Genomic DNA, 14,357 nt, shown 5'->3' on the forward strand with positions numbered 1-14,357 from the left:
CGAATCGATTATAAGGATAATTCGAACTAATCTTTACTCTCGCTACTTTGGTTACATTTGCTTTCTTTTGCTCACTTATTGAGACTATTCGCGATGTTTTGAGACAATTTTCTACACTCCTTCCTTTTCCTTAGTTGATATAAATCATGGCTGGAAGAAATCAGAACCACCTGTATTTCTCGATACATGATCCAAACTGCCTGATTTTTCGTAATTAAATTACAAGTAAACACGATTTTTAATATGGCACGTTTTTGAGGAACCAAGATGTTAGATACCCTCATGCTGTCGCGGATCCAGTTCGCGGCCAATATCAGCTTTCATATTCTCTTCCCGACCATCACCATCGCGTTGGCGTGGATGTTGGTGTTTTTCAAGTGGCGATATAACCGCACACAAGCCCCTGTATGGCTCGATGTTTATTACTTCTGGGTCAAGATATTCGCTCTCACTTTCGCCTTAGGTGTAGTATCCGGCATTACGATGAGTTTTCAGTTTGGTACCAACTGGCCAGGCTTTATGGAAAGAGTCGGAAACGTAGCAGGACCATTGCTCGGATACGAAGTGATGACCGCCTTCTTTATGGAAGCGACCTTCCTTGGCGTGATGCTTTTTGGGCGTGGACGAGTACCGGAATGGGTTCATACTCTCGCAACCGTTCTAGTTGCGGTCGGAACAAGTATGTCCGCATTTTGGATTCTGGTGCTTAACAGCTGGATGCACACACCAAGCGGCTATGAAGTGATTGACGGAATTGTACATGTAACCAGTTGGAAGGAAGTTATTTTCAATCCTTCTTTGCCATACCGTCTTCTGCACACGCTATTAGCATCGGCGCTGACTGCCAGCTTCTTGATTGCGGGTATCTCGGCTTATCAAATAATGAAAAAGCCAGATCACCGCTCAGCCAAACTTGGCCTAAAAGTCGCGTTGTTCGCGGCGGCTGGATTTATCCCGATACAAATCTTTGTCGGTGACCTTCATGGGTTAAACACGCTTGAACATCAACCTGCAAAAATCGCAGCAATGGAGGGCGTGTGGGAGACCGAGCAAGGCGCGCCTCTTCTTCTGTTTGCGATGCCAAATGAGGAAACTCGCAGCAATGATTTTGAAGTTGGCATCCCGAAGTTAGCGAGTTTGATTCTTACGCATGACTTAGACGGGGAAATCCAAGGACTTAACGAGTTTGCGCCTGACCACCCGCCAGTGAAGCCCTTGTTCTTTGGTTTCCGCGTGATGGTTGGTGTCGGTGTTGTTATGCTGCTGGTTAGCTGGTATGGCGCGGTGAAGCTAGCACGCAAAAAAGCGCTACCTAAACCTTACCTGTACACAGTATTAGCCATGACGTTCTCCGGTTGGGTAGCCACACTGGCGGGTTGGTATGTTACTGAGATTGGTAGACAACCTTGGTTGGTCAGCGGTGTATTGCGTACATCAGAAGCGGTCACCACAGTTGCGAGCAGTAGCGTGATGACTTCGCTCATTATGTACTTAGCCATTTACGCGGCATTGCTGGTTGCGTACATCCATACCCTGTTCTTTTTGGCGCGCAAAGACGTTGCAGCCCATGAAGTCCCACTGACACAACAAGAGGCCTAATCATGCTCGACTATCTACCAGAAATTTACCTTCTGCTGCTTGGTTTCTCGGTCTTTATGTATGCCGTGCTCGACGGCTACGACCTTGGCGTCGGTATCCTTTTGCCAAGTGATAATGAAGCGCAACGTGACCGAATGATAGCGTCTATCGGCCCTTTCTGGGACGCGAATGAAACGTGGTTGGTGTTAGCCGTTGGTATTCTGCTGATTGCCTTTCCTACCGCACATAGTTTGATTTTGACGGAGCTTTACATGCCGACTGCCATCATGCTTATCGCACTGATCATGCGTGGTGTGGCGTTCGACTTCCGCGCCAAAGCGAACTCGGATCATAAGCCTCATTGGGATTGGTGCTTCAGAATTGGCTCGCTAATCACCGCGCTAACCCAAGGTTACATGGTGGGTCGTTACATCATGGGATTTGAACAATCAACAGAAGCATTTGGCTTTGCTTGGTTAAGCGCACTTTGTGTAACGGCGGCGTATGTTTACATCGGTGGCGCATGGTTGGTACTGAAAACGGAAGGTGATTTACAAATACGCTCGGCACGTTGGTCTCGCCGTGCGGGTTGGTTAGCGGCGTTGGGTATCTTAGTAGTGAGCGTTGTAAACCCGATTGTAAATCAACAAGTTGCCCTGCGTTGGTTCAGCTTCCCAGAAGTGTTGTTGCTTGCCCCAGTTCCGCTGATTGTGTTGGCGACCATCTTCCTCGTTGATCGCTATTTGCGTCAGGTTCCAATGGTGAATGACCTGGGTGTGCGTTGGCCTTTCTTTGGTGTCACCGTCATTTTCGCGTTGAGCTTTCTCGGCCTTGCGTACAGCTTCTTCCCAGAAGTTGTGCCGGGATTAATGACCGCGCAAGAAGCCGCTTCATCGCCTGCGACGTTAATGATTGTAGGCTACGGTGTGATGATTGTTATGCCGATGATTTTGCTTTACACCTTCATGGTGTATCGAATCTTCAAAGGCAAAGCGACAGAGCTTAGCTACAAGTAGACAAGACAATTACCTACATAGAAACGCCGCAGATTTAGCGGCGTTTTTGTTTCTACACACAAGTCACATAAGGCCTATTTCTTGTTGTTTCTCCAGATTTGATAACCACTTTCCTGCGTCGCCTTACCCAGCAAATGTGCCGCTACCGGGGCGGTAATACAGATAAACAACATAGTGCCAATCACTCGTGAAATCACCGTGATATCTGGTATCGCTATCGCAACCGCCAATAACAGCGAAGCTAAGCCCACAGTGCCAGCTTTGGTTGCAGCGTGCATTCGCGTGTAAAGGTCAGGCATTCGCAAGATCCCAAGACTCGCGATGAGCGTAAACAAGGTTCCGAGACAGAGTAAAATCCCTACAATAATGTCCATTACATCTCTCCTTTTCTTTTGAAGATCAGCCTTGCAAACGCAATCGTCCCGAGGAAGGCCACTAGACCGAGCGTGATAGCAATATCCAACAAGGATTGTTGCCCACTATCTAAGGTATAAACGGCAATAAAACCCACTGTTACAAATGAAATCAGATCAAGCGCTATCACTCTATCGGCCAAGGTTGGACCAAGAACCAAACGAATAAATGCCATCACAACACTGAGCAACAAACCAATATAAGCGAATGTGATGCTCATCTGTAACCAACTACCCACTTGTAATCCATCAGCCACGTGTCACCTCCAAAATCCGTTTTTCTAAGCCGTCTTTGATTTCTCGAATTACCTTTTCATGCTCGGGTGCAAACATCGCGTGCACAACCATGTGCTTCTTATCTGGCGTGACATCTAAGCTCAAGCTTCCCGGAGTAAGTGAAACCATGTTAGCGAGCAACGAGATCTCTAAATCTGACTCAACATCTAGCGGCACATAAACAATATCTGGCTCACTCAAATGGGTTGGCGTGACCACATCCCAGACGACTCTGGCCACCGAGATCACCATCTCATAACAGAAGAAAAGAAACAGGCCGACCAAAGCGCGGAAACGTCGAAAGTAACTGGTTTTCAACCCAAACGGTTGGCTAAGTCGCAATGCCAAAAAGCCGACCACAAAACCAAGAATGAAGTTCGTGCCTGTATAGTTGCCGTTCAGCAACATCCAAGCCAGAGCGAGGAACAAATTCAAAAACAGATAAATCATTGGTTCCCTCCCGATGCATTCAATGCCACGCTGTCAGCTATTGCAGTGTCAGCCAAAGCACTCTCTCCAAGAACCGCTTTTACGTAAGCTTGTGGCTCTATCAACTGATCTGCTGCGAGTTCTGCAAATTGATAAAACGGCTCGGCTGCCAAACCAATAATCAGACTTAACGTGGTCAACGTGGCTATTGGCACGCAATACAATCCTTTTGTGTACTTGTTCATTGGCTGAGCTTTTAGCGTTTGCTGAGGCTTTTTCCAAAATACTTCGTTCCAGATCTTGGTCATCGAGAACACCGTTAACAGCCCCACCAAGAGCGCTGCCCCTGCAAGCCAATAAAACTCGGTTTGCAAGCTAGATTTGATGACAAGGAACTTGCCCCAGAAGCCCGACAAAGGTGGAAACCCCGCTAAAGAGAAGGCTGGAATGAGAAACAAGAAAGCGAGCCAAGGCATGGCTTTGTAAACGCCGCCTAATTGCCCCAGATTACCCGAGCCATACTTACGCTCGATAAAGCCGCCAATCAGGAATAAATTTGCTTTCACTATGATGTGGTGCACGATGTAGAAAATCGCACCCGCAATGGCAAGCGGCGTGTAGATCGCCAATCCCATGATCATGTAACCAATCTGGCTGATGATATGGAAAGAGAGAATCTTTTTAATGTCGTACTGGCTCGCTGCGCCCAATACACCAGTTAACATCGTAAGCCCTGCCACCCACATCAAAGTTGGCTGCCAACCGCTTTCTGATAGCGGGAAAATCAAGGTAAACACACGGATTAATGCGTACACTCCAACTTTGGTCAGCAACGCTGCAAACAGTGCGACAACCGCGCTCGGCAAGATATGGTAAGAAGCAGGCAGCCAAGCAAAAACGGGGAACAACGCCGCTTTAATCGCGAACGCGAACAGGAACAGTACCGCGAGCAAGGTTTTGGTGTCTGACGGAATCAGTGCGGCTTTGGCGTGTAAATCCGCGAGGTTCAAAGTCCCTGTTGTGCCATAGAGTAGGCCAATTGCGAGCAAGAAGACCAAGGTCGAAATCAGATTGAGCATCACGTACTTCACTGCTCCATCCACTTGTTGCTTTGATCCATCTAAGATCATCAAACCAAACGATGCTATCAACATCACCTCGAACCACACATAGAGGTTGAAAATATCTCCGGTAAGAAACGCACCATACACGCCAGCCAGCAAGACATGCATCAGCGCATGGAACGTGCCGTACGATGCCTTTTCTTGCAGATCGCCCATGGCGTAAAACACGCTCACTACACCAATAATGGCCGTCACCATCACCATGGCGACGGCAAGATAATCCACCACAAAAACAATGCCGAATGGTGCCGCCCATTGACCAAAGGCTACTGCTTGTGGTCCACCGTTGATGACATCGTGCGTCAACAATGCTGCAATCACCAAGGTAGCCAGTGCACTTGTGCCACTTATCGCATCCACCAGCGCTTTGTTACGCTTCACGCAGAAGATAGCGACAGCGGTAAGAAGTGAAACAACTACGGGTAACGTCAACCAAATCGTCGTCATTCATCCTCCTCAGAACGTCGCATCGCATCCACATCTGCCGAGCCCGCTTCTGAATATGCGCGGTAAAACAGCATTAATGCGAACACCAACAAGCCAAAGCCAATCACAATGGCAGTCAGAATTAAGGCTTGAGGAAGCGGGTTTGCCGAGCCCTCTGGTGGCAACACTGAATTCGCCTCAATCAATGGCGGCAGTCCGGGGGTTAAACGTCCAGCAGTGAAAATCGCGATGTTCACCGCACTGCTCAACAAGATCAAACCGAATAGTAAGCGTAAGATGTGTCGTTCAAGCATGAGATAGACACCAGCAGCGACAAACACACCGACCACGAGACTCCATAGTATTTCCATCAGTCCAACTCCTCATTCACGCGCAGCAACATCCCCATGACACCACCAATAATGGCGAGGTAGATGCCGACATCGAATATTAGCGGTGTGCCAAGTGGCAGAATGTCTTTCCACCACAAACCCGTTAAGAACGGCAAATTGAAGGCAAAGCTCATTAGGCCAGCCACAAAGCTTAAGAAGATGCCAAACAGAGCAATGCTAAATGGTGCGTAATATAAGCGGTCACGCACATACTTTGGCGATTCCGCAAACATCAGTAGCGCAAAACCAATCACAGCGATCAGCGCACCAATAAAGCCGCCACCCGGCTCGTTGTGACCTCGTAATAAAAGGTAAAGTGAGAACACCAACATCAGTGCAGCAACGATGTGTGCGGTAGTCGCAAAGATAAGGGAACGGATGCGGTTGCGTTTGTGATAGTGCGTTTTCAACAAGCTAACCGCAGCGATACCCGCCATTACGACCACAATCACCTCGCCCAACGTATCGAAGGCTCGGAAATCGACCAAAATCACGTTGACGATGTTGCGTCCATGCCCGACGGGAACGCTATTCTCTGCGAAGAAATCAGCCAGAGTGGAATCTAAAGGTTGTACGGTGATGTTTATCAACAACGCCGCTACCGACATACCAATAACACCTGCTATCGCCCCGTGAAGTAATCTTCGATGTACAGAATGTTGTGGCACCGTCAATAAACCAGGGATGTGGCGTATCAAGAGCACCACAAATACAACCATCAAGGTTTCTACCAACAATAAGGTTTTCGCCACATCTGGTGCGCTGTAAAGCATAAAGACTAAGGTGGTCATAAAACCCACCACGCCAAGTGCAGAGACCGCCAGCAAACGAGACGTGGTAAAAGTACAGACTAAGGCAGCACCAATGAGTAGCAGTGCAATGCTGATCTCGTAGAAACTAATATCTGCTAATGCAGCAAAACGAGCTTGTGGGATCACTAACGGGCTACTCAACAGCAATCCAGCCAGCACGATAAAGAACAACAACACATAATGGCTTAAGCGCTTTTGCTGCAATAACCGCGTTTGCCATTTCGCCAAACGCATCATGCCAGCCATGATTTGGTCGAAAACGGATTCTGCTGTTGGCAACACGGGTACTTTACGTTGCCAGCCCACCAACAGCCTTGGGTAGACTCGATACAAAACAAAACCGAGTAACAAAGTTAATGCACTGAGCGCCAACGGCAGATTCACGCCCTGCCACAGCTTAGCTGTCTCTGGTGCAGATTCAGGCAAGCTCGACAAAACGCCCGGAATAACCACGTTGTTGTTGATCCACCCTAAGCCAAATAACGGCGCAAGGATGCTGGCTATGGCAAGCAGCATTGCTGGTATCCATAGCCCTATACTGGCATCCACTTTCTTGGCTGGCGTTGGATTACCTTCATACGCTGCGAAGAAAGGTTTAACGATCAACGCCAACGCTAATGCCACCATGGTGACGTTAACCAGAAGGAATATCGTAGTTGGGATGGCACTCACTTCCAGACCGGATTTGTACATGTACTCTTTGCTTAAGAAGCCGAGTAGCGGTGGCACACCTGATTTAGACAAGGCAGCAAGGATTGCGGCTGTGACACTGAGTATTAGTACTGCTTTCAAACCATGCAGCATACGAATGTCACGCGTTCCCGTCGCTTTATCGATATTCCCTACCACCATAAACAGCGCTGCTTTGTAGAACGAGTGCGCCAAGATAAACAGCAGCGTGGCCATCATCGCTAACTCAGTCCCCATACCTATCAATAACACCAATTTACCCAAGGCAACGTTGGTGCTGTATGCCAGCATCAGCTTTAAATCTGTTTGTTTAAGTGCTAGCAGCGCGCACCATATCGCGGTAAAGCCACCAAAAATGCCGAGCGTGTAAAACCAAATCTCGCTGTGTGAATAGATAGGTGATACACGGGCAAGCAAGTACACCCCAGCCTTTACCATGGTGGCAGAATGAAGATAGGCGCTCACTGGCGTTGGCGCTGCCATGGCATTAGGTAACCAGAAGTGGAATGGAAACTGTGCCGATTTAGTGAACGCACCGAGTAAGATCAGAATCAGCGAAGGTAGGAACCATTCATGTTGTGCAATCAGCGCACTTTGCGCAACGATGGAACTTATCTCATAACTGCTAGCCATTTCACCCAACAGTATCAGGCCAGCTAATAACGCTAAGCCACCAGCGCCAGTGACAATGAAAGATTGCAATGCATTCTTGCGGGATTTGTCTTTCTCGTGATTAAAGCCGATCAAAAGATACGACGTGATGGTAGTCAGTTCCCAAAACACAAAAAGAAGCAGGATATTGTCGCTCGTGACAACACCTAACATGGCTAACATGAACAGCGTTAAGTACAGGTGGAAAGAGAATCGAGACGAATGCCCCTTGAGGTAAGCCAGTGCGTAAATCTGGATAAGCGCACCGATACCGCTGATCAAACACGCAAATAGGAAAGACAAGCCATCCAACTTGAAGCTCAGGTTTACATCTAAACCCGGAACCCAAGCCGCTTGCCAACTTACGCCTCCCGGCTTATACCAACTAATGAGCGAGACGAAAATGACCATCGGCAGCAAAGGAAAGATCATAAGAACCAGCGAACGATCTTTTGAGCCCTGTGTTTGATTATTTCCTAATACACTATTCAATATCGCCATCCATTTCGATACAAACTGATAAGGTTAATGGTTCAAGTTACTTACTACCTTGCGAGACGTAAGAGTGCATGTCGCTACAGGCATTCACGTCGTTGAGTTGGTACGCAGGCATTTCATAAGCAAGACTAAGATCGTCATATGAGCAATCTCCGATTTTATTTCTTGGGCACACATGAATGTTTGAGCGTTCAATCATTTCAGTTCGGCAATTCGGACACAGTTTTTTCATACCATCCTCCATTGGAAGTTGTCGGTTTTAGGTAGCGCTGTTTGTCTTGGTGCTTCTCCTCATAATGTTTGTGGACGTATATTTACTTGATTGGGGATACAAAACCCTCTGGCTTTAACGCCACTAAAGAGCAATTGATGGATTGGAGAACGTTCTCGGCAGTGTTACCGATTACAAAACCAGAAATACCGGTTCGAGCTAAGGTACCCATGACCAGAACATCAATTTCGATCTCATCAACACACTCTGGAATCTTGTCGTCTGGTTTGCCGTGCAGGTGATGAATTACAGTTTCACCAGAAATTCCTGACTCTTCGATTAAGCGTTGCAATGCCTGTATGTGTTTGGCCTTTGCAAGGGATACTTCACTTGCTAGTTGTGTTTCTTCAACTTGAATCCAGACATTGCCGTCGAGATAGTTCTCTAAGTAGTGTTCCCAGCAAGAGATAATGTGTAATCGGCTGTCGCAGGTGTCTGCAATCGAGCGTGACAGCTCCAATAAGCGACGTGAAAGCGCTTGTTGTTCAGGGCTCGTGGTAATTGGGTCTACAGCCACGGCAATGCGTCGTTTATCTCTGGGTTTAGAAATAGGGCGGTGAAGCCATACTGGGCAAGGGCACTTACGCAATAGCGTCATGTCTATCGCTTTAAAACCGTCAGCCCCTTCACTGAGTGGTTCCGCTTCTTTGATGATCAGGTCATTGTGATGGGTTAACGCTTCTTGAATGATGCAAACTGCCGGTTGTTCACTGCTGTGTACTCGCAGCGGAAAGGGCACCTGTTCTTCAGAGATTTCGAGTTGTTCACGTAATGCTTTGACACTCTGCTGCAGCGAATCATGCAAAGACTGTTCGTAGCTTTGTTGGTACTGAATCAGATCGGTAGGAAAGTCCGGGCAGGCTATTAGACCTGAAACCGGAACGCGATTGTTAGCCGCGATTTTTATCGCTTGGCCCAGTGCATCGCTATGCCCTGGTAGTCCTTGCGTGGCAAAAAGTATGTTCTCGAATCGTCTCATACACACCTCCTTGGTTGATTAAATTCTAATCATTTAGAGGTAGTCCGTACTAGCACGTAATTGTAACCAGTCATTAGGTGAATGATATTTGTTCTCACTCAGTTATTTGCATAGTAAATATCAATAAAAGTGAGTTGAAATTAATGTTCTCTGATGACGATATGTAACAAATTGCGTCAATATTTCTTATAGTTTGGAATGAAAAATAGGTATGAAAGGGTATTCGAGTTAGTGGTTCTCGACTTTATTGAGCTGGTGGTTCAGTGAATTGACAGGGTTTAGAACTTGGCATAATCTTCGCCCGATTTTCCCTTTCTTTAAGGAGGTACTTGCAATGATTTTTAATGAAACAACTATTTTCTTAACGCGTCCTCTCTGCATTCTTAGATAATGCGGTTTGTTGTGAGGACGATAATTAATTCATTGTCGGAATTACAAAAATGTTTAAAAAAATTGATAGCGCAACTACTAAACCCGCTGTTTGGTCTGAATATACAGCAGACGTTCTGTGGACTGATGAACATATAGCAAAGCAGATGCTTGCTTTTCATCTAAACCCAGACTTAAGCCTCGCTTCTAGAACAGCCGCTTTTATTGATGATTCGGTTACATGGTTGGCTTCAGAGTTTGACCTAAACGAAACCTCAAAAGTCATTGATTTCGGTTGTGGGCCAGGGCTTTACACGCATCGATTGAAAGCAAAAGGTATTGGTACGGTTGTTGGCTTGGATTTCTCAAAGAACTCCTTAAACCATGCAATCGAGCAGTCAGAACAAGCTAACCTCGCTATCGAGTACCATTATGGTAATTATCTTGAATACAGTGACTCAAGAAAGTTCGATTTAATAACTTTAGTGATGTGCGATTTGTGCGCTTTGAACCCACAACAACGTTCACAGCTATACACAAAATTTAAATCACTGCTTGCTCAAAGTGGCTCGATTGCACTTGATGTTTACACGGCCACAAGGTTTGCTGTTCAAGGTGAATCTTTGAGTCTTGAAAAGAACGCCATGAACGGTTTCTGGAGTGATTGCGATTATTGGTGTATTCAATCTTCATTCAAATACGAGAATGAAAAAGTAACGCTAGATAAATATGTGATATCTCAAGAAGACAAAGAGTGGACAGTTCTCAATTGGCTTCAACACTTTACACTTGAAGACCTGAACAAAGAACTCGATGCTCACGGCTTGGAGATCAAAAGAGCATACAGCGACCTAAAAGGTTCATCACTCGTTGATGGTGATGAAATGGCCGTGGTTATTGGTCACAAGTAGTTAATGTTAAGTTTAAAGGGGCGCTGAGCCCCTTTTTAGTATCTGCGCTCGAGTTGCTATTTATAGACTGCTCCTCTCGATCATTAATAAACCCAGCTTATGATGATGTGAGCTAGGTTTTTTTATTAGTGTTTAGACGAGAGAGCGAAACTAACTTTTGGACAGAAGTGTGTTAGGAGCTTTGATAAGTTTCGCAACGTTCGGATAACAATACGTATTACAACTCACAATGGGTAACTATATGCCCTTATTCATTACATATCCGGCTAAGGGCTACAGACCTACGCTTTTCTTAAGACAACAAAATAACTAGACGCTTCCTTGTAGAACTCCTCAGCTACAACTATTTGAAAATCTTCTTTGTTCAATAAACTATCCAAATCAGAACTTCTGTATTGTCTTATAGTGATGGGGATTATTCCGATCTTCGAGAGTATTCTAACAAGATGAATCTGCATGCTAACCAATAGAGATTTTCTCCCCCCTAAACAAGGTGTGGTCGAAATCAATAGCCCATTAGGTTTTAATAGCTCGTGTATCCTCTTAACGACATGACTAGGGTTTTCAACGGTATGTAACATGTTGAAAGCAAAGATCACATCAAACGACTCGTCTTCATATTCATTATCAAAGATAGTAGCTTGGGAAAAATGGACATTTTCGATATTGTGACTGGCGGCTTTATTTCTTGCCGCTTCAACCATTTCTGCCGATATATCAATGGCATGAATTTCCTTTACATAGCTTGCTAACTCGCATGATTTGGTGCCTGTTCCACACCCGTAATCTAATACGACATTGCTACTATCGAGGTGATTTTTTGCATTTTCTCTAGTCATATTATGTATGAATTCAAAACGAGCCTCAGACTTGTCATAGCTTTTTGACGCCTTATCCCAGAAGTTTTCGGTCTTGTTCATTACCTACCACCTTTTAGTATTGTGAATACCATACACTAGCTAATTAAGTTGAATCTCTATGATTTGAAATTCATAGATTACCTACATTCTATCGATGCTATTATGGATTAATATAGGCGAAAATGCATAAATGGTATTCATATGCGAATAGATTGGAAGGCAGTAGATTTTGATTGGAATCACGCGAGAGCTTTTCTCGCAACGGCTGAGCTGGGTTCTCTATCAGCCGCAGCGAAAGCTTTAAATAGCTCTCAACCAACGTTGAGTCGGCAAGTCAATGCATTGGAGAAGCAGCTTAAAGTTGCACTATTTGAACGTGTAGGTAAGGGGCTTGAGTTAACCCCAAGTGGTGTCGAGCTGGCTGAATGTGTCAAAAGCATGGGCAATGCTGCTGCCCATTTATCTCTCACAGCTTCGGGGAAGTCAGAGTTACTAGAGGGCTCGGTTTGCATAAGTGCATCAGAGAGTATGGCAGCTTACGAATTGCCTGCGATCATATCGAAGTTGAGGCGTCTTGAACCCAAAATTACGATTGAATTAGTCGCATCTAACGCGAGCAGTGATTTGAAACGCAGAGAGGCCGATATTGCTATCAGATCTTACAGACCTGAGCAGTTAGATTTGATTGCTAAGAAGATCAGAGACGACCATTTCTATCTATATGCCGCGCATTCCTACCTTAATTCGATAGCAAACCCTCAGACTTTGTCAGATTTCAATAGTGCTGATTTTATTGGTCCGTCAGATTTTCAACAAATTATATCAATGCTAAATCAACGGGGGCTGAGGCTAACACCTGAGAACTTCCCTGTTACAACAAGTAATCATACCGTTTATTGGGAGTTAGTTAAGCAAGGTGTTGGTGTTGGGTTTATTCAAGATCACTTAGTTCAACTTACAGATAATGTAGAAAAAGTGCTGCCAGAACTTGGCTGTTTTCCAACGGAGCTTTGGCTTGTTACCCATCGAGAACTTCGAACAAATAGAAGGATACAATATGTCTTTGAATTCTTGAGTCAGGAATTATCAAACTAAAGTTGATTTAGGTTAGTGAGGTAAGTTTACTGCTTCTAAAGCTCGGATTATGGAAAGAACCTGTATAACACTCTAGCTTAATTCAATTCGCTCCATTAATAGAAAAATTGGTGGACAATGTTTGAATAAATTTCTTTCTAACTCATTTTGGGGCAAATACTAGTTAGAAAGTGCCATAGGTAAAGAATCGGATCATGAGGGCCATGAGCATAAACGAGTTTGCAAATTAGCGCCGAAAGGGTGAAGTTAGACATTACAACTCTAAAACACAAAAGCCACCCTCCTTTGTGATGGCTATATGAATCCAAATATCGAGGTTCTATTGCTCTCTGCTCGCTAAGGTTAGGAGCTACCTAACCTTGCGTTTGTTCTCTGTGCTTTTCGGTTATCCAGGGTGATTAATAACACTGGCAGTAATGACATCAGCATGACCATGGCCAATGTAGCGATACTGCTGAATCCGAGTAGCCCCGATAAAACTACAAGCAGTGCACCTCCAATCATTCTGAAGAAGCCATCGATTGATGTTGCTAATCCTGCACAGTACTTAAAGGGTTCTAGCGCCAAAGATGTCGCAGATCCAGATAAGAGACTAAAGCCTGCCGCTCCCAAAGCTGATAGAGCAAAGAACAGATACGTCGCATCAGGTCTTATCATCAATAAGCCTACACCTCCGGCAGAGATAACAGTGGCACCAAAACGCACCGTATTTCGACGACCAAACGACGTCATTAACCTAGGCGCAATAAAGCTAGCGAGTATTTGAACCCCTCCAATGACGCCGAACATCATTGAGAACTGTACTTGAGAAAGCCCTCCGTCACTGATGGCAACAATGGGTGCAACTGAAATGTAAGTCAACAGGGCACCAAAGCTGAGCATGTTAGTCAGTGAGTACACTAAAAATGTACGATTGGTTAAGATGTCACGCACGTTACATTTCAGCGCCTCTGTGTCCTTTAAATCAACTGTATTTTTTAGATTACCTTTGGACTTCAAAGTCTTTTTAGACGGTAGAGCTACGGCTGACATTACAAACAGCAAGATAGCCAAACCAGCCATAAGGTAGAACCCGCCTGTCCATCCCCATAACACAGCCAACCCACTGCCGATGAGTGGCGCAATGGTAGGCACTGCACTGGTGACACCGCCCATATAGCTTAACCATTTACCGGCAGTGTCACCTTCGTAATTGTCTCGAACCCAAGCCATGGCAGTGATCATAGTGAAGGATGCACCAACGCCTTGAAGCGCTCGCGCTGCGTACAACATCTCCAATGAAGAGGAGAGCACAACAAACAAGCTCCCAGCGGCATACAGAACCAGCCCTAGCATGGCAGAGAACTTACGACCTTTGCGATCAGAAATGGGACCGGCAATTAACTGACTCACACCGAGAGCCAGAACATAAATTGAAATGGTCTGTCTGATTTCGCTATCCGAGATGCTGAACGCTTCTATCATCTGTGGAAAAGATGGCAAATAGACATCAATTGCCAGCGGCCCCAGAGGGATGAGCGAAAAAATAACCAGCAGTTGGAAAAGTTTGTTACCTGCCATCTTAACC

14 protein-coding genes are annotated in these 14,357 nt (G+C 45.6%); 4 read left to right on the forward strand and 10 right to left on the reverse strand.

Annotated elements, in window-relative coordinates:
* The first annotated feature begins 267 nt into the window (after positions 1-267).
* Positions 268-1,599, forward strand: a complete 1,332-nt coding sequence (locus tag KI743_RS10780; protein WP_285466369.1) for a cytochrome ubiquinol oxidase subunit I — start codon at positions 268-270, stop codon at positions 1,597-1,599.
* A 2-nt stretch (positions 1,600-1,601) separates the two neighbouring features.
* On the forward strand, positions 1,602-2,594 hold the full coding sequence (locus KI743_RS10785) for a cytochrome d ubiquinol oxidase subunit II (RefSeq protein WP_009704562.1): 993 nt from the start codon (positions 1,602-1,604) through the stop codon (positions 2,592-2,594).
* A gap of 74 nt (positions 2,595-2,668) precedes the next feature.
* Here the strand turns inward: KI743_RS10785 and mnhG are convergent, their stop codons facing one another.
* The 8 genes from mnhG to KI743_RS10825 form a co-directional block, all read right to left on the reverse strand.
* Positions 2,669-2,968, reverse strand: coding sequence for a monovalent cation/H(+) antiporter subunit G (mnhG, locus tag KI743_RS10790; RefSeq protein WP_285466371.1), 300 nt, complete (start codon positions 2,966-2,968; stop codon positions 2,669-2,671).
* On the reverse strand, positions 2,968-3,228 hold the full coding sequence (locus tag KI743_RS10795; RefSeq protein WP_306416836.1) for a cation:proton antiporter: 261 nt from the start codon (positions 3,226-3,228) through the stop codon (positions 2,968-2,970). The genes mnhG and KI743_RS10795 overlap by 1 nt, the downstream gene beginning before the upstream one ends.
* A 28-nt stretch (positions 3,229-3,256) precedes the next feature.
* A complete protein-coding gene (locus tag KI743_RS10800) occupies positions 3,257-3,733 on the reverse strand; it encodes a Na+/H+ antiporter subunit E (protein ID WP_199436930.1) in 477 nt (158 codons plus the stop codon).
* Complete coding sequence (locus KI743_RS10805; RefSeq protein WP_285466372.1) at positions 3,730-5,283, reverse strand: proton-conducting transporter membrane subunit; 1,554 nt, start codon at positions 5,281-5,283, stop codon at positions 3,730-3,732. Before KI743_RS10805 ends, KI743_RS10800 begins: the two co-directional genes overlap by 4 nt.
* Positions 5,280-5,633, reverse strand: coding sequence for a Na+/H+ antiporter subunit C (locus KI743_RS10810; protein WP_285466373.1), 354 nt, complete (start codon positions 5,631-5,633; stop codon positions 5,280-5,282). Before KI743_RS10810 ends, KI743_RS10805 begins: the two co-directional genes overlap by 4 nt.
* Positions 5,633-8,239 carry a hydrogen gas-evolving membrane-bound hydrogenase subunit E gene (mbhE, locus tag KI743_RS10815; RefSeq protein WP_285466424.1) on the reverse strand — a complete coding sequence of 869 codons (2,607 nt, stop codon included), beginning with the start codon at positions 8,237-8,239 and terminating at the stop codon, positions 5,633-5,635. The genes KI743_RS10810 and mbhE overlap by 1 nt, the downstream gene beginning before the upstream one ends.
* Positions 8,240-8,345: 106 nt before the next feature.
* Positions 8,346-8,537: a hypothetical protein gene (locus KI743_RS10820; RefSeq protein ID WP_285466374.1), complete on the reverse strand. Its 192-nt coding sequence runs from the start codon at positions 8,535-8,537 to the stop codon at positions 8,346-8,348.
* A gap of 82 nt (positions 8,538-8,619) precedes the next feature.
* Positions 8,620-9,555: a universal stress protein gene (locus tag KI743_RS10825; RefSeq protein WP_285466375.1), complete on the reverse strand. Its 936-nt coding sequence runs from the start codon at positions 9,553-9,555 to the stop codon at positions 8,620-8,622.
* Positions 9,556-9,995: 440 nt separating this feature from the next.
* Between KI743_RS10825 and KI743_RS10830 the strand changes: the two genes are divergently transcribed.
* On the forward strand, positions 9,996-10,835 hold the full coding sequence (locus KI743_RS10830; protein ID WP_285466376.1) for a class I SAM-dependent methyltransferase: 840 nt from the start codon (positions 9,996-9,998) through the stop codon (positions 10,833-10,835).
* A gap of 281 nt (positions 10,836-11,116) precedes the next feature.
* Here the strand turns inward: KI743_RS10830 and KI743_RS10835 are convergent, their stop codons facing one another.
* Complete coding sequence (locus KI743_RS10835) at positions 11,117-11,755, reverse strand: bifunctional 2-polyprenyl-6-hydroxyphenol methylase/3-demethylubiquinol 3-O-methyltransferase UbiG (RefSeq protein WP_285466378.1); 639 nt, start codon at positions 11,753-11,755, stop codon at positions 11,117-11,119.
* A 141-nt stretch (positions 11,756-11,896) separates the two neighbouring features.
* Here KI743_RS10835 and KI743_RS10840 point away from each other — a divergent pair, with 141 nt between their 5' ends.
* Positions 11,897-12,790 (forward strand): LysR family transcriptional regulator, encoded by an 894-nt coding sequence (locus KI743_RS10840; RefSeq protein WP_285466379.1) that lies wholly within the window; start codon positions 11,897-11,899, stop codon positions 12,788-12,790.
* A gap of 342 nt (positions 12,791-13,132) precedes the next feature.
* Here the strand turns inward: KI743_RS10840 and KI743_RS10845 are convergent, their stop codons facing one another.
* Positions 13,133-14,350 (reverse strand): multidrug effflux MFS transporter, encoded by a 1,218-nt coding sequence (locus tag KI743_RS10845; protein ID WP_285466380.1) that lies wholly within the window; start codon positions 14,348-14,350, stop codon positions 13,133-13,135.
* Positions 14,351-14,357: the final 7 nt, after the last annotated feature.

Origin of the sequence: Vibrio sp. D420a, assembly GCF_030248625.1 — a bacterium.
In the GTDB taxonomy this organism is placed as follows: domain Bacteria; phylum Pseudomonadota; class Gammaproteobacteria; order Enterobacterales; family Vibrionaceae; genus Vibrio; species Vibrio fortis_A.

Bases quoted from the DNA above. Each gene is read 5' to 3' on its own strand.
- KI743_RS10780 (WP_285466369.1), top strand. From the start codon at position 268: ATGTTAGATACCCTCATGCTGTCGCGGATCCAGTTCGCGGCCAATATC.
- KI743_RS10785 (WP_009704562.1), top strand. From the start codon at position 1,602: ATGCTCGACTATCTACCAGAAATTTACCTTCTGCTGCTTGGTTTCTCG.
- mnhG (WP_285466371.1), bottom strand. From the start codon at position 2,968: ATGGACATTATTGTAGGGATTTTACTCTGTCTCGGAACCTTGTTTACG.
- KI743_RS10795 (WP_306416836.1), bottom strand. From the start codon at position 3,228: ATGAGCATCACATTCGCTTATATTGGTTTGTTGCTCAGTGTTGTGATG.
- KI743_RS10800 (WP_199436930.1), bottom strand. From the start codon at position 3,733: ATGATTTATCTGTTTTTGAATTTGTTCCTCGCTCTGGCTTGGATGTTG.
- KI743_RS10805 (WP_285466372.1), bottom strand. From the start codon at position 5,283: ATGACGACGATTTGGTTGACGTTACCCGTAGTTGTTTCACTTCTTACC.
- KI743_RS10810 (WP_285466373.1), bottom strand. From the start codon at position 5,633: ATGGAAATACTATGGAGTCTCGTGGTCGGTGTGTTTGTCGCTGCTGGT.
- mbhE (WP_285466424.1), bottom strand. From the start codon at position 8,239: ATGATCTTTCCTTTGCTGCCGATGGTCATTTTCGTCTCGCTCATTAGT.
- KI743_RS10820 (WP_285466374.1), bottom strand. From the start codon at position 8,537: ATGAAAAAACTGTGTCCGAATTGCCGAACTGAAATGATTGAACGCTCA.
- KI743_RS10825 (WP_285466375.1), bottom strand. From the start codon at position 9,555: ATGAGACGATTCGAGAACATACTTTTTGCCACGCAAGGACTACCAGGG.
- KI743_RS10830 (WP_285466376.1), top strand. From the start codon at position 9,996: ATGTTTAAAAAAATTGATAGCGCAACTACTAAACCCGCTGTTTGGTCT.
- KI743_RS10835 (WP_285466378.1), bottom strand. From the start codon at position 11,755: ATGAACAAGACCGAAAACTTCTGGGATAAGGCGTCAAAAAGCTATGAC.
- KI743_RS10840 (WP_285466379.1), top strand. From the start codon at position 11,897: ATGCGAATAGATTGGAAGGCAGTAGATTTTGATTGGAATCACGCGAGA.
- KI743_RS10845 (WP_285466380.1), bottom strand. From the start codon at position 14,350: ATGGCAGGTAACAAACTTTTCCAACTGCTGGTTATTTTTTCGCTCATC.